Source organism: Paenirhodobacter populi (assembly GCF_004022215.1).
Lineage (GTDB): Bacteria > Pseudomonadota > Alphaproteobacteria > Rhodobacterales > Rhodobacteraceae > Rhodobacter > Rhodobacter populi.
In genome coordinates this window covers 43,663-67,049 of sequence record NZ_SAUZ01000005.1, presented here as the reverse complement: position 1 = coordinate 67,049, position 23,387 = coordinate 43,663, and the positions used below count along the sequence as shown (strand labels likewise).

Genomic DNA, 23,387 nt, shown 5'->3' with positions numbered 1-23,387 from the left:
CGGCCGTTCCGGCCGGGCGTTTCCGCTTGGTCACAGTTCGATCTCGACCCGCCCCATGGGATTGGAACAGCAGGCGAGGATGTAGCCTTCGTCGATATCCTCGTCGGTGATGCCGCCGTTGTGGACCATATGCACCTCGCCCGAGATCTTGCGGATCTTGCAGGTTCCGCACAGCCCGAAGGTGCAGCCCGAGGGGATGTTCAGCCCCGAACGCTTCGCCACGGCGAGGATCGTATCCGTCTCGGCGCAGCTTGCCGTCACGCCGCTGTCGGCGAAGACCACCTCGGCCGTCGTGCTTTCCTCGGGCGTGATATCCAGCGGCACATCGGTTTCCTCGCCCAAAGGCGCGCCGAAGCTTTCCTGATGGTAGCGGTCCATGTCATAGCCGAGCGCGATCAGCATCTCGCGCACGCTGGTCATGAAGGCGTCGGGCCCGCAGCAGAACACCTCGCGTTCCAGATAATCGGGCGCCATCAGGCCCAGCATGATCTGGTTCAGCCGGCCGAGATAGCCGTGCCACGCCCGGAACGGATCGGGGCGCGAGACGGTGAACCGCAGCTGCAGCCCCGGCACCCGGTTCGCCATCAGCTCCAGCCTTTCGCGGAAGATGATGTCCGAGGGCGAGCGCGCCGCATGGACGAAGGCGATGTCCGGCATCTCGCCCGAATCCCAGGCCCATGTGGTCATCGACATCATCGGCGTGATGCCCGACCCGGCCGAGATGAACAGGTATTTCCGCGCCGGGTGCCGATGGCTGGTGAACACGCCCGACGGCCCGTAGGCCCGGACCCGCATCCCCGGCTTCAGATGGTCGAGCATCCAGCGCGTGCCGATCGACCCTTCCTGCGCCTTCACCGTCAGCGAGATCGACAGCGGCCGCGAGGGCGAGGAGGAGATCGTATAGGTGCGCTGCACATTCCCGCCGGGCACCGGCAGATCGAGCGTCACGAACTGCCCCGGCTGATAGTCGAACCACGCGCCCGAAGGCGCGCGGAAGGTGAAGGTGGCTGAATCGGCCGTCTCGGGCACCACCATGGCGCATTCAAGAAGCTCGGCATCGTCCCACGGTTCGGCGGTCCAGTTCAGGCGCGATTTCGCCATTCCTTCTGTTCTCCGATCCTATTCGGCGGCCAGCGCGGGGCGCGGGTTCAGACGTTCGAGCATGAAATCCGCATACCAGTCGACGAACTGGATCACGCCCTCTTCCTGGATCGTGGAATAGGGGCCGGGTTCATAGGCGGGGGACAGGATGCCCTTCTGGTTTTCCTCGACCACGCGGCGGTCTTCGTCATTGGTGTTGATCCAGACCTCGGTCAGGGCGTTGAGGTCGTAATCCACCCCCTCGACCGCATCCTTGGGCACCAGCCATGTGGTCGTCACCTGCGTCTCGGTCGGCGACAGCGGCAGCACGCGGAAGACGATGGCGTGATCCGCCAGGAAATGGTTCCAGGTGTTCGGGTAATGGTAGAACAGCAGGCTGCCCGCATCGAAGAACGGCATCTGCCCCATCAGCTTCGTCACCGCGCGCTTCGTGCTCATCGTGTAGCTTTCGGCGTTGTTCAGCAGCGGGATCCGCGCCAGACGCCATTGCATCTTCGGATGGTTGGTGAAGCGCGACGGCAGGCCGACCCCCTCGCACCGTTTCCAGTGTTCGAGGATCTCGGGCGCCGCGGCATCGGGGCCTTCCATCGCCGTCATCGTCGGGCTGTCGGAATAGGTCCGGCACAGCGAGGGATGCGAGCCGCCGCAGTGATAGCATTCGCGGTTGTTCTCGATCACCAGCTTCCAGTTGCCCTTCTCGATGATGGTCGAGCTATGGGCCACCTTCGCCTCCCGCAGCCCGGCCGGGGCGAGGTAGGTGGACAGCTTTTCCTCCAGCAGCGCGAAATCGGGCGGATCCTGATTCAGGCAGATGAAGACCATGCCGCCCACTTCCTTGCAGGCGACCTCCTTCAGCCCGTAATCCGCCTTGTCGAACCCTTCCTGCATGTCGCGCGCGTAAAGCAGCCGGCCATCCAGTTCATAGGTCCACTGGTGGTAGGGACAGACAAGCTTCGGCGTCGTGCCGTTTTCCTTGGCGCAAAGCCGCTGGCCGCGGTGGCGGCAAACGTTGTGGAAGGCCCGCACCGCGCCGTTCTGACCGCGCACGATGATGACCGGATAGGCGCCGACCTGCAGCGTCGCATAGGCGCCGGTCTTGGTCAGTTCCGCCAGCGGAATGGCGAACAGCCATTCCTTGTAGAAGATCTGTTCGAGGTCGGTCTGGTAGACCCCCTCGTCGCAATACAGGTCCCGCTCAAGCGAGAAATTCGGGCGACGCGCCGCAAGCAGCGCTTGGATTTCGCTTTGGCTCAGCATCTGGCACCTCCTTGTCATCCGCGCGCATACCGGGCGGGATCATGGCGAATGCGGCGGGGGAAGTCCGTCGCGGCTGGATCGGCCCCTCTGACGGGGGCTGTATCCGTCCAGTCTAGCCACGTCCCGCGCGCGGGCTGTAGATCGTTTGCGACCTCGGATGACGTGAAAGAGACGCGGCCCGATTTCCACGCCCGAAAGGTGCCGGAACGGACGGGGCCGCGCCCTGCACAGGCGCGGCCCCGAAGGTGTCGAAAGTCATGGACGCGGGATCAGCGGATCACCTGCCCCGCCCCCACCGCGAGGTGAGTCGCCTCGACGGCGAAGGAGCTTTGCGGCGTCGCCGCGGCGCTGTGATAGACCCGCGGCAGGAAGATCAGCCCGATCACCGCCAGATAGGCCACCAGAAACAGCGCGAGCCCCAGATAGTCCGACAGTTGCGGTTCCTTGCGATAGAACAACAGCGCCTTCATGTGCGTATCCCCTTCCCTTCACTGCGCGAGACTGCCGGCCAGGCCGGGACGGCGCGCCGCAGCAGACGGTCGCGCAGCACCTTTCCCAGCGGCCAGGGGCCATAGCCCGCCGCGACGTTGATATGCCCCGCATTCCCCAGATCGACGCAGTCCGCCCCCCAGAGCGCCGCCAGATCGCAGGCGCGCCGGTAATCCATCCACGGATCGTTGCGGCTTGCCACCACCGTCGCGGGGACCGGCAGCGGGGTTTCCGGCACCGGGCCGAAATGCCCGATCCGGTCGTTGCCGCGCGTCTCGGCCGGCGCCACCAGCAGCGCCGCCCGGACCCGCAGCTGCGGCCAGTTGGTCAGCACCCGCGCGATCAGGATCGCGCCGAGGCTGTGCCCCACCAGCACCGAATCCGGATGCTGCAGGATCATCCCGGCCAGTTCGGTTTCCCACAACGCCCGGACCGGACGATGCGGCGTGCTCAACTCGACCGGCAGGGCGGTGGGATCCGTCATCGCCCACCAGTGCTGCCAGTGCGGCGCGGGCGAGCCATCCAGTCCGGCAACAAGCAGGGTGCGGGCCATGTCATGTTCCTTCCGTTCGAGAGGTGAAATCCGATGAAACAAAATCTACCGCATTCATCGTGATTATGTTTCCAAAGACCGGGGGCCGGAGGAAAAATCCCTTCTCTTTTCCGCCCCTCACCAGTTGCGCGTATCTACCGGATAGGCGGTGGTGAACTTCATCCGCTCCATCGAGAAATGCGAGGTGACGTTCTTGATCGCCACCGCGTCGGTCAGCTTGCGGTAGAGCAGGTCATAGGCCGGCATGTCGGGCACCGAGACGCGCAGCAGGTAGTCCATCTCGCCGGCCATGCGGTAGACCTCCATCACCTCGGGGATGCTGGCGACGGCCTTGGCGAAGGAATCGCGCCATTCCGCGGAATGGTCGGGCGCCTCGATCTCGACGAAGACGGTCAGGTCGAAGCCGAGCTTGCCCGGATCGGCGATCGCCACCCGTCGGATCAGCACCCCCGCAGCCTCCAGTTTCTGGATGCGTTTCCAGCAGGGTGTCTGCGACAATCCCACGCGATCCGCGATCTGCGCGACGGGTTGCGTGGCGTCGCGCATCAGTTCGGACACGATCTTGCGATCGATCAAATCTAGTTCCGCCACCTCTGGATCCTCCTTGATGCCGGTCGGCGCCCTAAGACTGCCGCAAAAAATCTTTTTGTCTACCGTCTTTGTCGTGTTAAGGTCGAAATCCGCGCATTGCCCTGACGACACGTAACTTTTTGCCGAAGACGCCCGCCCGCGCCCGAGACCGGATGCGGGACAGACCGCCGCCGCCCCATTGATTCCATCATTTTCCCCCCGTAAGTCTGACCCATGATCACGCAGAAGATGAAATACGCGCTCAAGGCCCTTCTGGTGCTGGCCGACGAGGCCGCGCGAGAGGAACCGCAGGCGCTGACGATCGAAGAGATCGCCCGTCGTTCCGGCACGCCGAAAAGGTTCCTCGAACATATCCTGCTGGATATCCGCAAGCTTGGCGTGATCACATCAAGCCGCGGGCGCTCGGGCGGCTACAACCTGCTCAAGAAGCCGTCCGAGATTTCCATCTCGGAGCTGCTGCGCCGGATCGACGGGCCGATCGCACCCCTGCCCTGCCTGTCGCGCTCCGCCTATCAGCGCTGCGAGGATTGCACCGACGAGGCGACCTGCCGCATCCGCAAGGTCTTTGCCGAGGTGTTCTGGTCCTATCTGGTGCTGATCGACTCGCTCACGCTGGACGACATGCTGCGCTCGGGCTCCACCCGCGAAAGCGTCATCGGCGCCTGATTTCCTGTCCGGATGGTATCGGCAGAGAGTATTTTCTTCTCCGCAAATGGTGTTTTATCCTCCGAAAGGAGAATGTCGTTCTTGCAGGCGGCGAAATACGGTGCGGATTTTTCATTGCCAAAGACGACAAACCCGGTCGATATTACTCGCATCAGATGTTGCACCGCCATGGAAGGAGATGTTGCAATGACGTCAGACAACCCCGTCACGCGCCAGACCTGCCCAGGGCACGCCTGCATGATGGCCCGCTTTGCCCGGATCGGAGACTGACCATGTCGCAAACCTACGCCGTCAGCCTGATCGACCGTCGCACCGGCAGCCTGCACCGGGTCAATGGCATGGCGCAGTCCGTGCTGACCCGCGACCCGCAGGCCGTCGCCGCCGAATTCCTGCGGGACCGGGACAAGTCGCTGTGGGACATCCGCATCGACGCCCTTGCGACCCGGCCCGCCGCGCGTTCGTCCGCCGCGCAACCGCATTGACCTGCCCGGCCGCGCCCGCCGCGGCCGGCAGTTTCCAACAGGAGATTTCCATGTCCACACCGTTTCTTCGCCCGCGCCTGCGAGGCACCCTTTCGGCGCTGACCGTGGCCCTTCTGGGCTTTGCCCCGGTCGCCCATGCGCAATCGCTGCTGAATGTCAGCTACGACCCGACCCGCGAACTCTACCGCGCCTATAACGAGCTGTTCGAGAAGCACTGGCTGGCCGAGGGCAATTCCCGCGTCCAGATCGAAACCTCGCACGGCGGTTCCGGCGCGCAGGCGCGGGCCGTGGTCGACGGGCTTTCGGCGCAGGTGGTGACGCTGGCGCTTGCCGCCGACATCGACCGCATCGCGGAAACCGGCAAGCTGCCGACCGACTGGCAGTCGAGGCTGCCGCACAATTCCTCGCCCTATACCTCGACGATCGTCTTCCTCGTGCGCGAGGGGAACCCGAAGGGGATCAAGGACTGGGGCGATCTGACCCAGGACGGGGTCGAGGTCATCACGCCGAACCCGAAAACCTCGGGCGGGGCGCGCTGGAACTATCTGGCCGCCTGGGCCTGGGCCGAAAAGAACGACCGCGATCCGAAGGAATTCCTGACCGAGCTGTTCCAGCATGTGCCGGTTCTGGATACCGGGGCGCGCGGCTCGACCACTACTTTCGCGCAGCGCGGCATCGGCGACGTGCTGCTCGCCTGGGAGAACGAGGCCTATCTGGCGCTCGAAGAGCTGGGCGAGGATCAGTTCGACATCGTGGTGCCCTCGGTCTCGGTTCTGGCGGAGCCGCCGGTGGCGCTGGTGCCGGGCAACATCGGCTCGCCCGAACAGCAGAAGCTGGCCGACGAATACCTGAACTACCTCTATTCGCCCGAGGCGCAGGCGCTGGCGTTCAAATACTTCTACCGCGCCTGGGATACCTCGCAGGCCGATCCGGAGGATGTGGCCCGCTTTCCGGAAATCGACCTCGTGACGATTGCGGATTTCGGCGGCTGGGGCAAAGTGCAGTCCGAGCATTTCGGTGACGGCGGCTTCTTCGACCAGATCTACGCGCCGAAGTAACCGAAAGGCACGGTCATGGCCAGCACGCCGCGCAAGCCCCTGATCCAGCGATCCCCCATGCCCGGCCTCGGGCTGAGCATGGGCATCACCATCGCCATGCTCTCCATCGTCGTGCTGATCCCGATCGGCGCCCTGCTGACGCGGGGCGCCCTGTTCGGCCCGGAGAACATGTGGGGCGTCATCAACCGCGACCGGGTCTGGGCCGCGCTTTACCTGTCGTTCCGGCTGTCGTTCCTGGCGGCGGTGTTCAACCTCGTCTTCGGGGTGCTGCTGGCCTGGGTTCTGGCGCGTTACCGCTTTCCGGGGCGGCGGCTGCTTGACGCGGCGGTGGACCTGCCCTTCGCGCTGCCCACAGCCGTCGCGGGCATCGCGCTGACCGCGCTCTATGCCCCGAACGGGCTCTTCGGCCAATATGCGCGCGACATCGGCCTCGCGCTGACCGGCACCGGCTGGAAGATCGCCTATACCCAATGGGGGATTTTCATCGCGCTGGTTTTCGTCGGCCTGCCCTTCGTAACCCGCACCGTGCAGCCGGTGATCGAGGAGGTCGAGCGCGAGGTCGAGGAAGCCTCGGCCACGCTCGGCGCCTCGCGGCTTTACACCCTGCGCCGGGTGATCTGGCCGACGCTCGCCCCCGCCGCGCTGACGGGCTTCGCGCTCGCGCTCGCACGGGCCGTGGGGGAATACGGCTCGGTCATCTTCATCGCCGGCAACATCCCGATGCGGACCGAGATCGCCCCCCTGCTGATCGTGATCCAGCTTGAGGAATTCAACTACGACGGCGCCGCCGCCATCGGCATCGCCATGCTGGTGATTTCCTTCGTGGCGCTGCTGGCGATCAACCTGATCCATATCTGGAGCCGGCGGAGGATCGGAAATGTCTGACACAACCCTGTCGCGGATCCGCTTCCGCTCCGCCACCGATGAACGGCTCTGGGTCAAGGTCGTGCTGATCGCGATCGCGGTCTTCGGGATCGTGATCCTCGTCTTCGCGCCGCTCATCGTGGTCTTCGCCGAGGCGCTGGCCCGCGGCTGGCAGGCGGCGCTGAACGCCCTTGGCACCCGCGACGCGCAATCGGCGATCCGGCTGACACTGCTGATCGCGGCGATCTCGGTGCCGCTGACGGCGGTGTTCGGCATCGCGGCCGCCTGGTTCATCACCAAGTTCGACTTCCGCGGCAAGGCCTTCCTGATCACGCTGATCGACCTGCCGTTCTCCATCTCGCCGGTCGTGGCGGGGCTGTGCTTCGTGCTGGCCTTCGGGGCGAATACCGCGGTGGGCGGCTGGCTCGTCGCGCATGGCTTTCCCATCGTCTTCGCCCTGCCCGGCATCGTGATGGCGACGATGTTCGTCACCTTCCCCTTCGTCGCGCGCGAGCTGATTCCGGTGATGGTCGAACAGGGCCGGGCCGAGGAAGAGGCGGCGCTGACGCTGGGGGCTTCGGGCTGGCGGGTGTTCTTCACCGTGACGCTGCCCAACATCCGTTGGGCGCTGCTCTACGGGGTGCTGCTGTGCAACGCCCGCGCGATGGGCGAATTCGGCGCCGTCGCGGTGGTGTCGGGCAAGATCCGCGGCCAGACCGCCACCATGCCGATCACCATCGAGATGATGTATAACGAATATCTGTCGGTCGCGGCCTTCTCGCTGGCCGCCGTGCTGACGGCGCTGGCGCTGCTGACGCTGCTGCTCAAGACCCTGCTGGAACTGCGCTTCGCCGACCAGCTTGCCGCAACCCGCCGTCATTGAGGTTTCCCATGCATATCGACATCGACGAAATCGCCAAGAGCTTCGGCACCACGGCGGCGCTGCATCCGGTTTCGCTGGCGATCCCCTCGGGGGCGCTGGTGGCGCTGCTGGGGCCGTCCGGCTCGGGCAAGACGACATTGCTGCGCATCCTCGGCGGTCTGGAATATCCGACCTCGGGCCGGGTGCTGTTCGACGGGCAGGACGCCACCGGCATGAGCGTGCAGCAACGCCGCGCGGGCTTCATGTTCCAGAGCTATGCGCTCTTCCGCCATATGACGGTGTTTGAAAACATCGCCTACGGCCTGCGCGCCCGCCCGCGCAAGCTGCGCCCGACGAAAGAGGAAATCGCCCGCCGGGTGGCCAAGCTGCTGGACCTGATCCAGTTGCCCGACATCGCCGCGCGCTATCCGAGCCAGCTTTCGGGCGGGCAGCGGCAGCGGGTGGCGCTGGCCCGGGCGCTGGCGATCGAGCCGCGGATGCTGCTGCTCGACGAACCCTTCGGCGCGCTCGACGCCAAGGTGCGGCGCGAATTGCGCCACGGCCTGCGCGAGATCCACGACACCACCGGCCTCACCACCGTCTTCGTCACCCACGATCAGGAAGAGGCGATGGAGCTTGCCGATCTGGTCGTCGTCATGTCGATGGGCCGGATCGAGCAGATCGGCCGCCCGCAGGACATCCGCGCCCGGCCCGCGACGCCCTTCGTGCGGGAGTTCATCACCGCCTGACGGCGCCGCCTCATCGCCGGGCCATGACATGCGCGGCGCATTCGGCCAGCAGCCAGCGTTGCAGGCCCTCGGTATCGCCGCCGCCGGGCAGCATGTGATAGCCGCGGTCCCCCGCCCCTGCATCCCGCGCCGCCAGCTCCGGCCCGGCCGGGATCAGCAGGCCGCGCTCCACGAAGGGTTCGATCAGCCCGCGCCAGCCAAGCGCCACCCCTTGGCCTGCCAGCGCCGCCTCGATCACCAGCGAATAGGTGTTGAAGCGCAGGTCGCCCCGGTCGGTGCGCGGCTCCCGCTCCATCCCGAAGGCGGCGAAGTAATCCGCCCATGTGAACCACGGCGGGGGATGCTGCTGGCTGTCCAGATGGATCAGCGGCGCCTGCGCCAGCCCGGCGGCAAAGCCCGCGGCGCGGACCGGCACCACCACCTCGGGCAGGAGCGGCACGGCCCCCCGCCCCAGATCCGCCCCGCGCCCGAAGATCACCGCAAGATCGCCCGCCTGCAACTGCGCCGGATCGGTGCGTTGCGTCGCGATCACCTGCAGGTCGAACTCCGGCCATGCGGCGCGGAACCGTTCGATCCGCGGGATCAGCCAGAGCGCGGAAAAGGCGTAATCGGTGAACAGCCGCAGCATGGTCTTGGCCGGACCGCGGCGCAGGTCTTCGGCCAGCCGGTCGATCTGATCCACCTCGCGCGCGAGAATGTCGAACACCCGCCGCCCCGCATCCGTCAGCTCCACCCCCCGGTGCAGCCGGCGCAGAAGCGGCGTGCCGAATTCCGCCTCGGCCCGGCGGATCTGATAGCTGACGGCGGGTTGCGTGATGTTCAGCCGCGCCGCCGCCTCGGACAGGCTGCCACAGCGCGCGGCCTCGACGAAGATGCGTGTCCAGCCCAGGTCGACCTTGCGCAATGGTATAAATATCCTTTTGGGTTGGCATGAAGAGAATGGCGCTTTACAGCGATCATCTGCCATCTTCTCATAAGAATCGAATATGGCACAGGGAGCTTTCGATGAAATTCGCAACCATGCTGGGCGGCACGCTTGCCCTTGTCGTGCTTGGCACCGCCGCCCATGCCGAGGATGCCGCCTGCAAGACCGTGCGCCTGTCCGATCCCGGCTGGACCGACATCACGGCAACGAATGGCGTCGCCTCGGTGGTGCTGGATGCGCTTGGCTATACGGCGGATGTGCGGACCCTCTCCGTCCCGATCGGCTACGAGGCGATGAAAAGCGGCGAGATCGACGCCTTCCTCGGCAACTGGATGCCCGCGCAATCGGCCTTCATCGACGATCTGACCAAGGCCGATGCGATCGAGGTGCTGAACAAGAACCTGACGGGGGCGAAATTCACCCTCGCCGTGCCCGCCTACATGGCCGAGAAGGGCGTCCACAGCTTTGCCGACCTTGCCGCCCATGGCGATGATTTCGGCCGCAAGATCTATGGGATCGAGCCCGGCGCGCCCGCCAACCAGAACATCCAGAAGATCATCGAGTCGCCCGATTTCGGCCTGACGGGGTGGGAGCTGGTGGAATCCGGCGAACAGGCGATGCTCGCGCAGGTCGACCGCGCCGAAAAGGCCAAACAGGGGATCGTCTTCCTTGCATGGGCGCCGCATCCGATGAACGAGCAGTTCCAGATCGAATATCTGGCGGGCGGCGACGATTATTTCGGCCCGGATTACGGCGGGGCCGAGGTCTACACCCTCGCCCGCAAGGGCTGGCCCGAGGCCTGCCCGAATGCGGCGACGCTGCTGCGTCAGATGACCTTCGAGATCGGCATGGAAAACACCCTGATGGGGGAAATCCTGTCCGGCACCGATGCGCAGGACGCAGCCACCGCCTGGCTCAAGGCCAACCCCGAGGCGCTGACCCCGTGGCTTGCCGGCGTGACCACGTTTGACGGCGCCCCGGCGGAACCGGCGGTGAAGGCGGCACTCGGGCTTTGATCGACCACACGAAATGAAACGACCGAATATCCTGATCCTGATGGTGGATCAGGCCAACGGGACGCTGTTCCCCGATGGCCCTGCCGATTTTCTCCATGCCCCGAATCTCAAGGCTCTGGCGAGGCGCTCCGTGCGCTTCGCCAATACCTATACGGCAAGTCCCCTCTGCGCCCCGGCGCGGGCCTCGTTCATGTCCGGGCAATTGCCCGGCCGGACGCGGGTCTATGACAATGCGGCCGAATTCGCCTCGGACATTCCGACCTATGCGCATCACCTGCGCCGGGCGGGCTATCGCACCATGCTGTCGGGCAAGATGCATTTCGTCGGCCCGGACCAGCTGCACGGGTTCGAGGAACGGCTGACGACCGACATCTACCCCGCCGATTTCGGCTGGACGCCCGATTACACCAAGCCCGGCGAGCGGATCGACTGGTGGTATCACAACCTCGGCTCCGTCACCGGCGCGGGCGTGGCCGAGATCACCAACCAGATGGAATATGACGACGAGGTCGCCTATCACGCCACCGCCAAGCTGTATGACCTGTCGCGCAGGCTCGATGACCGGCCGTGGTGCCTGACGGTCAGCTTCACCCATCCGCATGACCCCTATGTGGCGCGGCGCCGGTTCTGGGATCTGTATGAGGACTGCCCGGCGCTGGATCCCGACGTCCCCGCCCTGCCCTTCGCGGAGCAGGATCCCCATGCGCAGCGCCTGCTGGAGGCCTGCGACTTCCGCGCCTTCGACATCACGCCCGAGAATATCCGTCGCGCGCGGCGGGGCTATTTCGCCAACATCTCCTACATCGACGAAAAGGTGGGCGAGATCCTCGACGTCCTGCACCGCGGCCGGATGGATGAGGATACGATCATCCTGTTCGTCTCGGACCACGGCGACATGCTGGGCGAGCGGGGCCTGTGGTTCAAGATGTGCTTCTACGAGGGCTCGGCGCGGGTGCCGCTGATGGTCTCGGCCCCCGGCTGGGTGCCCGCGAAGGTGGACACGCCGGTCTCGACGCTCGACGTGACGCCGACGCTCGCGGCGCTGGCCGGGCTCGACATCCGCACGCTGGCGCGCTGGACCGACGGCACGGACCTGACCCCGGTGGCGCGGGGCGGCGCACGCGGGCCGGTGCCGATGGAATATGCGGCCGAAGGCTCGGTCGCGCCGCTTGTCGGTCTGCGCGACGGGCGCTGGAAGCTCACCCTGTGCGCGGCCGATCCGCCGATGCTGTTCGATCTCGAGGCCGATCCGCAGGAACGCACCAACCTTGCCGCCTCGCCCGACCATGCCGGGATCTTCGCCGGTCTGCGCCGGCAGGCCGAGGCGCGATGGAACCTCGAAGCCTTCGATCTGGCCGTGCGCGAAAGCCAGGCGCGCCGGCGGGTGGTCTATGAGGCGCTGCGCAACGGCGCCTATTTCCCGTGGGATTACCAGCCGTTGCAGAAGGCGTCCGAGCGTTACATGCGCAACCACATGGACCTGAACGTGCTGGAGGAAAACCAGCGCTACCCGCGGGGCGAATGACCCGCCAAGACGTGGCGCCGGCCCGGCCCGTGCCACGTCCTGCCCGTCCGCCGGGCAACCGCGCAATCCTTCATCCCGTTCACGGATGCTTGAAGGGCGGGACACGAAAAATTCGCGTGATTTCGCCGATCGGCAGCTTACGTCCGGCACCTGTTCGCCGTTACACTCCCCGCAACCAGTGGCAGAACACCCAAGGCGGATCCGGGCATGACATACGCGGCGCGAAAACTGATCGGGATCGGCGCGAGCCTTTGTCTGGGACTGATGCTTTCCGCCCCCGTCGCCGGGGCGCAGACCGCGGGGAAGCAGGCGCCCGTCTCGGTCGGCGTGATGGCGATGAAGCGCCAGCCCGTGCCGCAGGGCTTCGACCTGCCCGGCCGCGCCGTCGCCTATGAACAGGTCGCCGTGCGGCCCCGCGTCGGCGGTGTCGTGACGAAGATCCTGTATACCCCCGGCACGCCGGTATCGGCGGGCACGCCGCTGTTCCAGCTTGACGATGCGGCCTATGTCGCGGCCGTCGCCTCGGATGCGGCGACGCTTGCCACCGCCGAGGCCAACGTGCCGGTGAAACAGGCGGCCTTCGACCGCGCCACGCGGCTGGTCAATCAGGGCGCCACGCGGGTGGACGTCGAAACCGCGCAATACGAACTCGCCGCCGCCAAGGCCGAACTCGATGCCGCGCGGGCCGCGCTCGACTATGCGAAGACGCAGCTTTCCTGGACCACGATCACCAGCCCGATCGAGGGCATCCCCGAGGTGCAGTCCGTCTCCGTCGGCGATCTGGTCACCGCGGGTCAGGCCACGGCGATGACCACGGTGACGCGGCTCGACCCGATCTATGTCGACATGCTGGAACCCTCGATGCGGTTCCTCGACATCCGCCGCCGGATCGACGACGGCATCCTGACCCCGAACCAGCGGGCCGAGGCGACGCTCTATCTGGAAAACGGCGAGGTCTACACGGGTTCGGGCCAGCTGGTGACGCCCTCGGCGGTGGTCTCGACCTCGACCGGCACGATCACCGTCCGCTTCGCCTTTGAAAACCCCGATCACCGGATCATGCCCGGCATGTTCCTGCGCGGCTTCGTCACGCTTGGCACGATGCAGGGCTTCCTCGTGCCGCAGCGCGCGACGGCGCGGTCCTCGACCGGCGAGCTGACCGCCTTCATCGTCGACAACGAGGACAAGGCCCGGCAGGTGACGCTGACCTCGACCGGGACCTACCGCAACAACTGGATCGTCACCGCCGGCCTGCAGGAAGGCGACCGGGTCATTCTCGACGCGCTCAAAAGCGTGACCGCCGGCCGCGCGGTCATCCCCGTCGAGGCGCATGTCGATGAATTCGGCCTCGTGCAGAACGGCGCGCCCGCCCCCGATGACAGCGCCCCCGCCACCGGGGTCAACTGAGCATGGCGAAATTCTTCATCCATCGCCCGGTCTTCGCGTGGGTCCTGGCGTTCATCGTCATGCTTGCGGGCTTCTTCGGGCTGACCACGCTGCCGATTTCGCAATATCCGCAGATCGCCCCCACCACGGTGCGGATTTCCGCCACCTATACCGGGGCGAACCCCCTGACCGTGCAGAATTCCGTCACCACGGTGATCGAGGACGGGCTGACCGGGCTCGACGGCCTGACCTACATGACCTCGAATTCCACGCAGGGACGGTCGAGCATCACGCTGGTCTTCGACAATACCGTCGATCCGGACATGGCGCAGGTCTCGGTGCAGAACAAGCTGCAACTGGTGCAGGGCAACCTGCCAAGCGCGGTGACCGCGCGCGGGGTTTCGGTCACCCGGTCAACCTCGTCGATCCTGATGATCGGCGCGCTGATCGACCAGAACGGCATGATGACCCAGCAACAGCTGGGCGACCTTCTGGACCGCACGATCAAGGACCCGATCCAGCGCACCGATGGCGTGGGTTCGATCAACCAGTTCTCCTCGCCCTATGCGATGCGGATCTGGCTCGACCCGACCAAGCTATACAAATACGCGCTGACGCCCGATGACGTGACCAGCGCGGTCTCTGACCAGAACCGCAACGTGACGGTGGGCAACCTCGGCTCGCTTCCGGTGGTCGGGGGTCAGCAGATCACCGTGCCGATGAACGCCCGCGCCCAGCTTTCGACGATCGAGGAATTCCAGCGCATCGCGTTGAGCACGGCGGCGGACGGTTCGACCATCTATCTGGGCGATGTCGCGCGGATCGAGATCGACTCGCAGGATCTCAGCTCCGCCTCGCGGTTCAACGGCCAGCCCTCGGCCGGGTTCGGGGTGAACCTCGCGGTGGGCGCGAACGCCGTGCGCACGGCCGAAAACGTGCGCGCCACCATCGCGCAGATCCAGCCCTCGCTGCCCGATGGGGTGACGGTGGTCTATCCGTTCGACACCTCGCCCTTCGTCGAACAGTCGATCAACCGCGTCTATCACACGCTGGCCGAGGCGGTCGTTCTGGTCTTCCTCGTCATCCTCGTCTTCCTGCAAAGCTGGCGCGCGACGATCATCCCGACGATCGCGGTGCCGATCGTGCTGCTGGGCACGTTCGGGGTGCTGTCGGTCTTCGGCATGTCGATCAACACATTGTCGATGTTCGCGCTGGTGCTGGCGATCGGGCTCTTGGTCGATGACGCCATCGTCGTGGTCGAGAACGTCGAGCGCGTGATGGAGGAGGAAAAGCTCGACGCCGTGGCCGCCACGGAAAAGTCGATGGGGGAGATTTCTTCGGCCCTTGTGGGCATCGTGCTGGTGCTGTCGGCGGTGTTCCTGCCGATGGCCTTCATGAGCGGCTCGACCGGGGTGATCTACCGGCAATTCTCGGTCACCATCATCTCGGCCATGGTGCTGTCGCTGTTCGTCGCGCTGATCCTGACGCCCGCGATGTGCGCAAGCCTGCTGAAGCCGAACCACGGCGAGGTGAAATTCCCCCCCGCCCGCGCCTTCAACCGCGGCGTCGCAAAGCTGACCGACGGCTATGCGGGCCTTGTCGGGCGGCTGATCCGGCGGCCGTTCCGGATGGTGCTCGTCCTCGTCGCCGTCGGGGTCGGCATCTGGTATGTCTATCGCGACCTGCCCAGTTCCTTCGTGCCGCCCGAGGATCGCGGCACGCTGATGGCGCAGGTCACCACCCCCGACAACGCCACCCGCGACCAGACCGAAGCCGCCGTGCGCGACATCGAGAACTACCTGCTGACGGAACAGAAGGATTACGTCGCCTCGGTCTTCGCGGCGGTGGGGTTCAGCTTCGGCGGCACCGGGCAGAACCGGGCGCAGATCTTCATCCGGCTGAAGGATTACGCCGAACGGCCGCATATGTCGGCGGGCCAGTTGGCCGAGATCGCCGGCGCGCATTACCGCAACAACCGGCTCGGGCAGGTGGTCTTCATGCAGCCCCCGGCGATTCAGGGGATGGGCAGTTCCTCGGGCTTCACCATGTATCTGATCGACACGGCGGGGAACGGCAACGATGCGCTGCACGATGCCGCCGACGCGCTGGTCGCGAATGGCGAGGCCTCGGGCATCATCACCGGGCTGCGCGGCAACAGCGCGGCCAACACGCCCTCGCTGCAGCTCGACATCGACCTGCAGAAGGCGCAGGCCTTCGGGCTGTCGCTGTCGACGCTGAACTCGATGCTCTCGACCATCTTCGCGGGCAATTACGTCAACGATTTCACCCTGAACCAGAAGCTGCGCCAGGTCATCGTGCAGGGCGACGCGCCCTGGCGGATGCAGCCAGAGGATGTGTTCAACTGGTATGCCCGCAATTCGCAGGGCGAGATGGTGCCCTTCGCCGCGGTGATGACGCAAAGCTGGCAGCCGATGCCCTCGGGGCTGGTGCGCTACGGCGGCACCAACGCGATCGAGATCACCGGCGATTCCGCCGAGGGCGTTTCGTCCGGCGAGGCGATGGCGAAGATGGAGGAACTGGTGCGCGAGCTGCCCGGCAACTACGGCGTCGCCTGGGTCGGCCTGTCCTTGCAGGAACGGATCGCCGGCGCGCAGGAGCCGATCCTGTATGCCCTTTCGGCGCTGGTCGTGTTCCTGTGCCTCGCCGCGCTTTACGAAAGCTGGTCGGTGCCGTTTTCCGTCATGCTGTCGGTGCCGGTGGGGATCCTTGGGGCGATGATCGCGGCCAAGATCTTCGGCCAGTCGAACGATGTCTATTTCAAGGTGGGCATGCTGACGACCATCGGCCTTGCGGCGCGCAACGCCATCCTGATCGTCGAGTTTGCCGAAGCCCTGCGGAAAGAGGGCCACAGCCTCGCCAAGGCGACGGTGATGGCGGGGCGGCTGCGGCTGCGGCCGATCCTGATGACCACCTTCGCCTTCGCGCTCGGCGTGCTGCCGCTGGCCATCGCCACCGGCGCGGGCGCGGCGGCACAGCATTCGATCGGCATCGGCATGCTGGGGGGGATCACCTTCTCGGCGCTGTTCGGCATCGTGATGGTGCCGGTGCTCTATGTCGCGGTCATGACCGTCGTGGGCCGGTTCCCGCGCCGGCGCCGGTCGCAGGCGGTTCCGGCGGAATGATCCGCGCCCGGGCCGCACGCGGCCCGGGTCCCGCGCGCCCACTGTGATCACGTTTCCGAAATCTTCGGATAAATGCCGAAAGAACCATAAAATTCCGGCTGCGGGCGGTTGATCTTGCCCCCGCAATTGGGGCATTTTCAGCGTGGCTCTCCTGCACGGCAGTCCGATTCATCCAGGCGGCGTGGAATCCATGCCTTTGCGCCTCCTGATTCGTCGTGCCATAAGCGCCGCACCACCACGAAGGAGAAGGTCCGCCGCACGATGATCGAACAAAATCTTCTGCTGATCCTCGTGCTGCTGCCTTTCGTCGGGGCCGTCGCGGCGGCGACCCTTCCGGTAAACGCGCATAGTGCGGCGGCATGGCTGTCGGGTCTGACGATGGCGGGCGGTCTGGCGATCCTTGCCGGGTTCTACGATCCGGTCTCGCAGGGGCTGGTGATCCGGGGCACGGTGCAATGGGTGCCGGCGATCGGGCTGAACCTCAGCTTCCGGCTGGACGGCTTCGCATGGCTCTTCGTGACGCTGGTGCTGTCGATCGGGATTCTGGTCGTGCTCTACGCGCGCTACTACCTGTCCAAGACCGATCCGGTGCCACGGTTCTATTCCTTCCTGATGGCCTTCACCGGCGCGATGCTGGGCATCCTGCTGTCCGGCAACGCCCTGATGCTGGTGGTGTTCTGGGAACTGACCTCGATCTTTTCCTTCCTGCTGATCGGCTACTGGCACGGCAATCCGAATGCCCGCGACGGGGCGCGCACGGCGCTGGTCATCACCGCGGGCGGCGGAGTGTGCCTGCTGGCCGCGATGCTGCTGCTGGGTCAGATCGTCGGCAGCTATCAGCTCGACCGGATCCTGAATTCGGGCGACATCATCCGCGCGCATCCGCTGTATCTGCCGGTGATGGTGCTGTTCCTGATCGGCGCCTTCACCAAATCGGCGCAGTTCCCGTTCCACTTCTGGTTGCCGGGCGCGATGGCCGCGCCGACGCCGGTTTCGGCCTTCCTGCATTCGGCGACGATGGTGAAGGCGGGGGTGTTCCTGCTGATCCGCTTTTCGCCGGCGCTTGGCGGCACGGATACGTGGTTCTACGTCGTCACCGGCACCGGCATGATCACGCTGATCATGGGGGCGGTGATCGCGCTGTTCCGCCATGACCTCAAGGGGCTGCTGGCCTATTCGACCATTTCCCACCTTGGCCTGATCACCGCGCTGGCGGGGATCGGCGGCTCGGCCGCCATCCTTGCCGCGATCTTCCACATCGTGAACCATGCGGTGTTCAAGGCCTCGCTGTTCATGGCGGCGGGGATCATCGACCACGAAACCGGCACGCGCGACATGCGCCGCCTGTCGGGGCTGATCCGGGTGATGCCGATCACCGGGGCGCTGGCCATCGTCGCGGCGGGGGCCATGGCCGGGGTGCCGCTGCTCAACGGCTTCATCTCCAAGGAGATGTTCCTGGCCGAGGCGGTCGGCTGGCACAACGGCACATGGCTCGACAATGCGCTGCCCTGGCTTGCCACCGTCGCCAGCATCTTCGCCGTGGCCTATTCGGCGCGGTTCATCGGCTCGGTCTTCTTCGGGCCGCTGGCCACCGACCTGCCCAAGAAACCGCATGAGCCGCCGCACTGGATGCGCCGCCCGGTCGAGCTTTTGGTGCTGATCTGCCTGATCGTCGGCATCCTGCCGGGCCAGACGCTTGGCGCGGTGCTGAACGCGGCGCTGGCCTCGGTGATGGGGCGCGGGACGGAACATTACGACATCGCGCTCTGGCACGGGTTCAACGAGCCGTTGATGATGAGCCTTCTTGCCCTTGCCGCGGGGGGGCTTCTGTATGCGCTGACCGGACGCTGGGTGGCGCGCGGGCCCGAGGGCCCGCCCTTCTTCCACATGATCCGCGGCCAGAAGATCTACGAATGGCTGATGCTGCGGCTGAGCTGGAAATGGCCGCGGATGATCCACGGCTTCGTCGGCACCGAAAAGCTGCAGCTGCAGTTGCGGATCATGGTGCTGCTGGCGCTGGCGGTGGGATTCGCGGCGCTGTGGAATTCGGGCTTCATCGGGCCGATAGCCAAATGGAACACGCCCAATCTGGCCTTCGGGCTGATGTGGGTGGTCGGCGCGTCCTGCGCCATCGCGGCGGCCTGGCAGGCGAAATACCACCGCTTCGCGGCGCTGGTGCTGCTGGGGGGCGCGGGCACGATCACCTGCCTGACCTTCGCCTGGTTCTCTGCGCCCGACCTTGCAGTGACGCAGTTGCTGGTCGAGCTGGTGACGACGGTGTTGCTGCTGCTCGGTCTGCGCTGGCTGCCGCGGCGCCGGTCGGAAATCGCCGCCGACAGGCTGCTGCCCGCGCGGATCCGGCGCATATGGGATCTGGTGATCGCCTCGGTCGCCGGGGCGGGTCTGGCCGCGATGGCCTATGCGGTGATGACCCGGCCGCTGGTACCCAATATCGGCGACTGGTTCCTGCGCAATGCCTATTATGAAGGCGGCGGCACCAATACGGTCAATGTCATCCTCGTCGACTTCCGCGCCTTCGATACGTTTGGCGAGATCACCGTTCTGGCGATCGTCGGGCTGACCGTCTTCGCGCTGCTGCGCCGCTTCCGCCCTGCCCCGGAAAGCATCGCCGCCCCCGCGCAACAGCGGGGATCGACACCGAAGATGCTGGGCAACTACCTGCTCATCGCCTCGATGATCATGAAATACATGTTCCCGGTGCTGATCGTGGTGGCGGCGGACCTGTTCTTCCGCGGCCATGACCTGCCGGGGGGCGGCTTCTCGGCCGGGGTGACGATCGCGACGGCGCTGCTGCTGCAATATCTGGCGACGAACGTGCGCTGGATCGAGGCGCGGATCACCGTGCTGCCGATCCGCTGGATGGGCTTCGGCCTGCTGATCGCCGGGGCCACCGGCATCGGCGCATGGGCCTTTGGCTATCCGTTCCTGACGGCGCATGCGCGCTATATCGACCTGCCGCTAATCGGCAAGACGCCCGCCGCCACGGCGCTGATCTTCGACCTAGGTGTGTTCTCGCTGGTCGTCGGCGCCACGGTGCTGATGCTCATCGCCATCGCGCACCAGTCGCTCCGCGCCGCCCGTATGCGCGAGGCCGAGGAAGAGGCCGAGAAAAAGAAGGAGACCGCCTGATGGAACTGATCCTGTCGGCCGCGATCGGCATCCTGTCCGCCTCGGGGATCTGGCTTCTGCTGCGGCCGCGCACCTTCCAGGTGATCATCGGGCTGGCGCTACTGTCCTATGCGGTCAACCTGTTCATCTTCTCGATGGGGCGGCTGACCGTGGGCCAGCCGCCGATCATGCCCAAGGGCGGCTTCGTTGATCCGACGCGCTATGCGGACCCGCTGCCGCAGGCGCTGGTGCTGACGGCGATCGTCATCAGCTTTGCCACAACGGCGCTGTTCCTCGTGGTCATGATGGCCTCGCGCGGGATGACCGGCACCGACCACGTCGACGGGAAGGACAAGGACTGATGATCGCGGCCCAACACCTAATCATTGCGCCGGTCGTCATCCCGTTCATCACCGGGGCGCTGACGCTGCTGTATGACGAACGGCAGCGGCGGGCGAAGCTTGGCCTCAGCCTCGTGTCGACGGTGCTGCTGCTCATCATCTCGATCGACCTGATGAGCCGCACCAAGGGCTCCGGTCTGACCGGACAGGGGGGCGAGATCGCCTTCTACCTGCTGGGCGACTGGACCGCGCCTTTCGGGATCACGCTGGTGCTGGACCGGCTGGCGGCGATGATGCTGATGCTGACGGCGCTGCTGGCCATTCCGGCGCTGATCTATTCCGCCGCCGGCTGGCACAAGCAGGGGCAGCATTTCCACGCGCTGTTCCAGTTCATGCTGATGGGGCTGAACGGCGCCTTCCTGACCGGCGACCTGTTCAACCTCTTCGTGTTTTTCGAGGTGCTGCTGGCCGCCTCCTATGGCCTCGTGCTGCATGGCTCTGGTCAGGTGCGGGTGCGCAACGGGCTGCATTACATCGCGATCAACCTTGCCGCCTCGCTCTTGTTCCTGATCGGCGTCAGCATGATCTACGGGATCACCGGCACGCTGAGCATGGCGCATCTGTCGAAACTGGTGCCGATGCTGCCGGAAAGCGAGCTGCCGCTGTTCCGCACCGGGGCGGCGCTGCTGGGGCTGGCGTTTCTGGTCAAGGCGGGGATCTGGCCGCTGTCCTTCTGGTTGCCGGGCACCTATTCGGCGGCCTCGGCGCCGGTGGGGGCGCTGTTCTCGCTCATGACCAAGGTGGGGATCTACGTGATCCTGCGGCTGTCGATGCTGACCTTCGGGGTCGCGGCCGGGCCATCCGCCGGCTTCGGGGCCGAGGTGCTGGTCGCCGCCGGTTTCGCCACGGTGATCTTCGGCGTGCTCGGCACGATGGCGTCGCAGGGGCTTGGCCGGATGACGGCCTATCAGGTGCTCGTCTCCTCCGGCACGCTGCTGACGGTGATCGGCTTCGCGCTGATGGGCGGGGGCGAAAAGATGCTGGGCGGGGCGCTGTTCTACCTCGTCAGTTCCACCCTTGCGACGGGGGCGCTGTTCCTGCTGGTCGAACCGCTGAGCCGGGGCGAAGGCGGCATCGCCGCGATCCTCGCGCTGACCGCCGACGCCTATGGCCTCGACCAGCCCGAGGATGACAGCGCGCCGGAAATGGGTCTTGCGATCCCCGCGACGCTGACCGTGCTTGGCCTCAGCTTCGCCGCCTGCGTGCTGGTGCTCGCGGGCCTGCCGCCGCTGACCGGCTTCATCGGCAAAGTGGCGATCCTGTCGGGGCTGCTGGACAGCACCGCGCTGACGCCATCGCTTGGCTGGGGATTCCTGGCGCTGCTGCTGTTTTCCGGTTTCGCCACGCTGATCGGCCTCGTGCGGATCGGGATCCAGACCTTCTGGGCGACCGAGGGCCCGCCCCCCAAGGTGCTGGCGCTGGAATTCGCGCCGGTGCTGATCCTGATCGGGATGATCTGCCTGATGACGATCAAGGGGCAGGACACCCTGCGCTACATGGAGGATACGGCCCAGTCGCTGCTCAATCCGACGATCTACGCGAACGGCGTGCTGACCGCCCCCTCGGTCGAGGAAGAGGCCGCCCAGCAAGAGGAGGTTCCCGCCGAATGAAACGGCTGCTCCCCCACCCGCTGATTACCCTGTCGCTGATCCTGATGTGGCTGCTGCTGACCAGCTTTTCGGTCGGGCAGCTGCTGCTCGGCACGATCGTCGCGCTTTTCGCCGGCTGGGCCTTTGGCGCGATCGAGCCCGAGGGACCGAAGCTGAAAAAGCCGTGGAAGGTGGTCCGGCTGTTCTTCATCGTCGGCTACGACATCGCGAAAAGCAACGTCGACGTGGCCAAGGTGATCCTGCGCAAGCCGCTGACGGGACCCGAAGGCCCCGGCTTCCTCACCGTGCCGTTGCGGATGCGCGATCCGGCGCCGCTGGCCATCCTGTCGCTGATCGTCACCGCGACACCGGGCAGCGTCTGGATCAACTACGATCCCGATACGGGCGAGCTGCTGCTGCATGTGCTCGAACGCGGCGGGATCGACTGGCACGCCCTCATCCGCGACCGTTACGAGGCCGCCCTGATGGAGATCTTCGCATGAGCGCCACGATCCTGTCCTATGCCCTTGCCTATGCGCAGACGGCCATCGCCATCGCCGCCTGCCTGTGCTGCTGGCGCCTGATACGCGGTCCGCGCGCGCAGGACCGGGTGATGGCGCTCGATACGCTTTACGCCTCGACCATGCTGCTGGTGATGGTTTCGGGCATGCGGATGGGCACCAGCTTCTTTTTCGAGGCGGCGGTCATCATGGCGGTGCTGGGGTTCGTGACCTCGGTGGCGCTGGCGAAATTCCTGTTCCGCGGCGAGGTGATCGAATGAACGACATTCCCCTCTGGCTGGCCATTCCGGCGGCGGTGCTTCTGGTGATCGGCGGGACGCTGTCGCTGATCGGGGCCAGCGGCGTGGTGCGGCTCGGCAGCTTCTATCAGCGGATGCACGCGCCCTCGATGATCACCAGCTGGGGCACGGGGTCGGTCGTGCTGGCCTCGATGCTGTTCTACAGCGGCCTGTCGGGCAAGCCGGTGCTGCATGACATCATCATCGGCATCTTCATCATGATCACCACGCCGGTGACGATGCTGCTGCTGTCCCGCGCGGCGGTGCAGCGCGATCAGGCCGAGGGAACGCCCGACCTGCCCGGCGGCAACCAGTCCGACAAGCCCGAGTGACCCGTCACCCGGCGGCGGCGGGATGGTCCTGCGCGCAAAGCGCGTGATCGCCCAGCACCTCGATCACCCGGCAATCGCGGATCGTGCCGTGCGCGCATTGCGCGACCATGCGTTCCAGCTCCCCCTCCAGCGCCTTCAGCCGCCGGATCCGCGCCCGCACGGCGTCAAGCTGCGCCCGCGCGATCCCGTCCGCCGCCGCACAGGGCTGGTCCGGCCGGTCGGACAGCGACAGCAGGTCCCGGATCGCCTCCAGCGGAAAGCCCAGATCGCGGGCATGGCGGATGAAGCGCAGCCGTTCCAGCTGCCCCTGTCCGTAAAGCCGCTGGTTCCCCGCGCTGCGCCCCGGTTCGGGCAGCAGCCCGATCTGTTCGTAATAGCGGATCGTGGGCACCTTCACGCCCGTGTCCTGCGCAAGTTTTCCGATCGTCAGCATCGCGGCCTCTTGAAGCTATAGTTACTAGAGAGATTAG

General features: G+C 66.0%; 23 protein-coding genes. 16 read left to right on the top strand and 7 right to left on the bottom strand.

All coding sequences use genetic code 11. From position 1 onward, the window contains the following. Window positions 1-30: 30 nt before the first annotated feature. The 5 genes from D2T30_RS06125 to D2T30_RS06105 form a co-directional block, all read right to left on the bottom strand. Window positions 31-1,101, bottom strand: coding sequence for an FAD-binding oxidoreductase (locus D2T30_RS06125; RefSeq protein WP_128208172.1), 1,071 nt, complete (start codon window positions 1,099-1,101; stop codon window positions 31-33). A gap of 18 nt (window positions 1,102-1,119) precedes the next feature. Next, window positions 1,120-2,358, bottom strand: coding sequence for an aromatic ring-hydroxylating oxygenase subunit alpha (locus tag D2T30_RS06120; RefSeq protein WP_128208171.1), 1,239 nt, complete (start codon window positions 2,356-2,358; stop codon window positions 1,120-1,122). Between the two features lie 269 nt (window positions 2,359-2,627). After that, window positions 2,628-2,828: a hypothetical protein gene (locus D2T30_RS06115; protein WP_128183210.1), complete on the bottom strand. Its 201-nt coding sequence runs from the start codon at window positions 2,826-2,828 to the stop codon at window positions 2,628-2,630. Beyond that, window positions 2,825-3,400 (bottom strand): RBBP9/YdeN family alpha/beta hydrolase, encoded by a 576-nt coding sequence (locus tag D2T30_RS06110; protein ID WP_128183212.1) that lies wholly within the window; start codon window positions 3,398-3,400, stop codon window positions 2,825-2,827. Before D2T30_RS06110 ends, D2T30_RS06115 begins: the two co-directional genes overlap by 4 nt. Window positions 3,401-3,517: 117 nt before the next feature. Then, a complete protein-coding gene (locus D2T30_RS06105; protein ID WP_128183214.1) occupies window positions 3,518-3,991 on the bottom strand; it encodes an Lrp/AsnC family transcriptional regulator in 474 nt (157 codons plus the stop codon). Window positions 3,992-4,204: 213 nt separating this feature from the next. On the opposite strand from D2T30_RS06105, the gene D2T30_RS06100 reads away from it, so the two are divergent. From D2T30_RS06100 to D2T30_RS06075, 6 genes are all read left to right on the top strand, one after another. Then, window positions 4,205-4,657, top strand: a complete 453-nt coding sequence (locus tag D2T30_RS06100) for an Rrf2 family transcriptional regulator (protein ID WP_128183216.1) — start codon at window positions 4,205-4,207, stop codon at window positions 4,655-4,657. A gap of 272 nt (window positions 4,658-4,929) precedes the next feature. Beyond that, on the top strand, window positions 4,930-5,139 hold the full coding sequence (locus D2T30_RS06095) for a hypothetical protein (protein WP_128183220.1): 210 nt from the start codon (window positions 4,930-4,932) through the stop codon (window positions 5,137-5,139). 50 nt (window positions 5,140-5,189) lie between these two features. Further along, on the top strand, window positions 5,190-6,197 hold the full coding sequence (locus tag D2T30_RS06090) for a sulfate ABC transporter substrate-binding protein (protein ID WP_128183222.1): 1,008 nt from the start codon (window positions 5,190-5,192) through the stop codon (window positions 6,195-6,197). Window positions 6,198-6,212: 15 nt separating this feature from the next. Further along, entirely contained in the window at window positions 6,213-7,082 is an 870-nt protein-coding gene (gene cysT / locus D2T30_RS06085; protein ID WP_128183224.1) for a sulfate ABC transporter permease subunit CysT, read from the top strand. Then, the gene (cysW, locus tag D2T30_RS06080) at window positions 7,075-7,944 is read left to right on the top strand and encodes a sulfate ABC transporter permease subunit CysW (protein ID WP_128183226.1); all 870 of its coding nucleotides are present in this window, start codon (window positions 7,075-7,077) and stop codon (window positions 7,942-7,944) included. Before cysT ends, cysW begins: the two co-directional genes overlap by 8 nt. Window positions 7,945-7,952: 8 nt before the next feature. Then, window positions 7,953-8,672, top strand: a complete 720-nt coding sequence (locus tag D2T30_RS06075; protein ID WP_128183228.1) for a sulfate/molybdate ABC transporter ATP-binding protein — start codon at window positions 7,953-7,955, stop codon at window positions 8,670-8,672. 10 nt (window positions 8,673-8,682) lie between these two features. On the opposite strand, the gene D2T30_RS06070 is transcribed toward D2T30_RS06075, so the two are convergent. Next, complete coding sequence (locus D2T30_RS06070; RefSeq protein WP_128208170.1) at window positions 8,683-9,576, bottom strand: LysR family transcriptional regulator; 894 nt, start codon at window positions 9,574-9,576, stop codon at window positions 8,683-8,685. Between the two features lie 101 nt (window positions 9,577-9,677). Between D2T30_RS06070 and choX the strand changes: the two genes are divergently transcribed. From choX to mnhG, 10 genes are all read left to right on the top strand, one after another. Then, window positions 9,678-10,613 carry a choline ABC transporter substrate-binding protein gene (gene choX, locus D2T30_RS06065; RefSeq protein ID WP_128208169.1) on the top strand — a complete coding sequence of 312 codons (936 nt, stop codon included), beginning with the start codon at window positions 9,678-9,680 and terminating at the stop codon, window positions 10,611-10,613. Window positions 10,614-10,626: 13 nt separating this feature from the next. Continuing rightward, window positions 10,627-12,138 (top strand): choline-sulfatase, encoded by a 1,512-nt coding sequence (betC, locus tag D2T30_RS06060; protein ID WP_128208168.1) that lies wholly within the window; start codon window positions 10,627-10,629, stop codon window positions 12,136-12,138. A gap of 207 nt (window positions 12,139-12,345) precedes the next feature. Beyond that, a complete protein-coding gene (locus tag D2T30_RS06055) occupies window positions 12,346-13,545 on the top strand; it encodes an efflux RND transporter periplasmic adaptor subunit (RefSeq protein WP_128208167.1) in 1,200 nt (399 codons plus the stop codon). Window positions 13,546-13,547: 2 nt separating this feature from the next. Then, on the top strand, window positions 13,548-16,667 hold the full coding sequence (locus D2T30_RS06050) for a multidrug efflux RND transporter permease subunit (RefSeq protein ID WP_128183238.1): 3,120 nt from the start codon (window positions 13,548-13,550) through the stop codon (window positions 16,665-16,667). Window positions 16,668-16,928: 261 nt separating this feature from the next. Next, the gene (locus D2T30_RS06045; protein WP_128208166.1) at window positions 16,929-19,817 is read left to right on the top strand and encodes a monovalent cation/H+ antiporter subunit A; all 2,889 of its coding nucleotides are present in this window, start codon (window positions 16,929-16,931) and stop codon (window positions 19,815-19,817) included. After that, complete coding sequence (locus D2T30_RS06040) at window positions 19,817-20,158, top strand: Na+/H+ antiporter subunit C (protein WP_128183242.1); 342 nt, start codon at window positions 19,817-19,819, stop codon at window positions 20,156-20,158. Before D2T30_RS06045 ends, D2T30_RS06040 begins: the two co-directional genes overlap by 1 nt. A 2-nt stretch (window positions 20,159-20,160) precedes the next feature. Further along, window positions 20,161-21,807 carry a monovalent cation/H+ antiporter subunit D gene (locus D2T30_RS06035; protein WP_128208253.1) on the top strand — a complete coding sequence of 549 codons (1,647 nt, stop codon included), beginning with the start codon at window positions 20,161-20,163 and terminating at the stop codon, window positions 21,805-21,807. Then, window positions 21,804-22,289 (top strand): Na+/H+ antiporter subunit E, encoded by a 486-nt coding sequence (locus tag D2T30_RS06030; RefSeq protein ID WP_128208165.1) that lies wholly within the window; start codon window positions 21,804-21,806, stop codon window positions 22,287-22,289. Before D2T30_RS06035 ends, D2T30_RS06030 begins: the two co-directional genes overlap by 4 nt. Then, window positions 22,286-22,567, top strand: a complete 282-nt coding sequence (locus D2T30_RS06025) for a K+/H+ antiporter subunit F (protein WP_128183246.1) — start codon at window positions 22,286-22,288, stop codon at window positions 22,565-22,567. Before D2T30_RS06030 ends, D2T30_RS06025 begins: the two co-directional genes overlap by 4 nt. Then, window positions 22,564-22,917, top strand: a complete 354-nt coding sequence (mnhG, locus tag D2T30_RS06020; protein WP_128208164.1) for a monovalent cation/H(+) antiporter subunit G — start codon at window positions 22,564-22,566, stop codon at window positions 22,915-22,917. The genes D2T30_RS06025 and mnhG overlap by 4 nt, the downstream gene beginning before the upstream one ends. A 4-nt stretch (window positions 22,918-22,921) precedes the next feature. Here the strand turns inward: mnhG and D2T30_RS06015 are convergent, their stop codons facing one another. Then, window positions 22,922-23,350, bottom strand: coding sequence for a MerR family transcriptional regulator (locus tag D2T30_RS06015; protein ID WP_128208163.1), 429 nt, complete (start codon window positions 23,348-23,350; stop codon window positions 22,922-22,924). Window positions 23,351-23,387: the final 37 nt, after the last annotated feature.

Coding starts and splice junctions, on each gene's coding strand:
- D2T30_RS06125 (WP_128208172.1), bottom strand. CDS start 1,101: ATGGCGAAATCGCGCCTGAACTGGACCGCCGAACCGTGGGACGATGCC.
- D2T30_RS06120 (WP_128208171.1), bottom strand. CDS start 2,358: ATGCTGAGCCAAAGCGAAATCCAAGCGCTGCTTGCGGCGCGTCGCCCG.
- D2T30_RS06115 (WP_128183210.1), bottom strand. CDS start 2,828: ATGAAGGCGCTGTTGTTCTATCGCAAGGAACCGCAACTGTCGGACTAT.
- D2T30_RS06110 (WP_128183212.1), bottom strand. CDS start 3,400: ATGGCCCGCACCCTGCTTGTTGCCGGACTGGATGGCTCGCCCGCGCCG.
- D2T30_RS06100 (WP_128183216.1), top strand. CDS start 4,205: ATGATCACGCAGAAGATGAAATACGCGCTCAAGGCCCTTCTGGTGCTG.
- D2T30_RS06095 (WP_128183220.1), top strand. CDS start 4,930: ATGTCGCAAACCTACGCCGTCAGCCTGATCGACCGTCGCACCGGCAGC.
- D2T30_RS06090 (WP_128183222.1), top strand. CDS start 5,190: ATGTCCACACCGTTTCTTCGCCCGCGCCTGCGAGGCACCCTTTCGGCG.
- cysT (WP_128183224.1), top strand. CDS start 6,213: ATGGCCAGCACGCCGCGCAAGCCCCTGATCCAGCGATCCCCCATGCCC.
- cysW (WP_128183226.1), top strand. CDS start 7,075: ATGTCTGACACAACCCTGTCGCGGATCCGCTTCCGCTCCGCCACCGAT.
- D2T30_RS06075 (WP_128183228.1), top strand. CDS start 7,953: ATGCATATCGACATCGACGAAATCGCCAAGAGCTTCGGCACCACGGCG.
- choX (WP_128208169.1), top strand. CDS start 9,678: ATGAAATTCGCAACCATGCTGGGCGGCACGCTTGCCCTTGTCGTGCTT.
- betC (WP_128208168.1), top strand. CDS start 10,627: ATGAAACGACCGAATATCCTGATCCTGATGGTGGATCAGGCCAACGGG.
- D2T30_RS06055 (WP_128208167.1), top strand. CDS start 12,346: ATGACATACGCGGCGCGAAAACTGATCGGGATCGGCGCGAGCCTTTGT.
- D2T30_RS06050 (WP_128183238.1), top strand. CDS start 13,548: ATGGCGAAATTCTTCATCCATCGCCCGGTCTTCGCGTGGGTCCTGGCG.
- D2T30_RS06045 (WP_128208166.1), top strand. CDS start 16,929: ATGATCGAACAAAATCTTCTGCTGATCCTCGTGCTGCTGCCTTTCGTC.
- D2T30_RS06040 (WP_128183242.1), top strand. CDS start 19,817: ATGGAACTGATCCTGTCGGCCGCGATCGGCATCCTGTCCGCCTCGGGG.
- D2T30_RS06030 (WP_128208165.1), top strand. CDS start 21,804: ATGAAACGGCTGCTCCCCCACCCGCTGATTACCCTGTCGCTGATCCTG.
- D2T30_RS06025 (WP_128183246.1), top strand. CDS start 22,286: ATGAGCGCCACGATCCTGTCCTATGCCCTTGCCTATGCGCAGACGGCC.
- mnhG (WP_128208164.1), top strand. CDS start 22,564: ATGAACGACATTCCCCTCTGGCTGGCCATTCCGGCGGCGGTGCTTCTG.
- D2T30_RS06015 (WP_128208163.1), bottom strand. CDS start 23,350: ATGCTGACGATCGGAAAACTTGCGCAGGACACGGGCGTGAAGGTGCCC.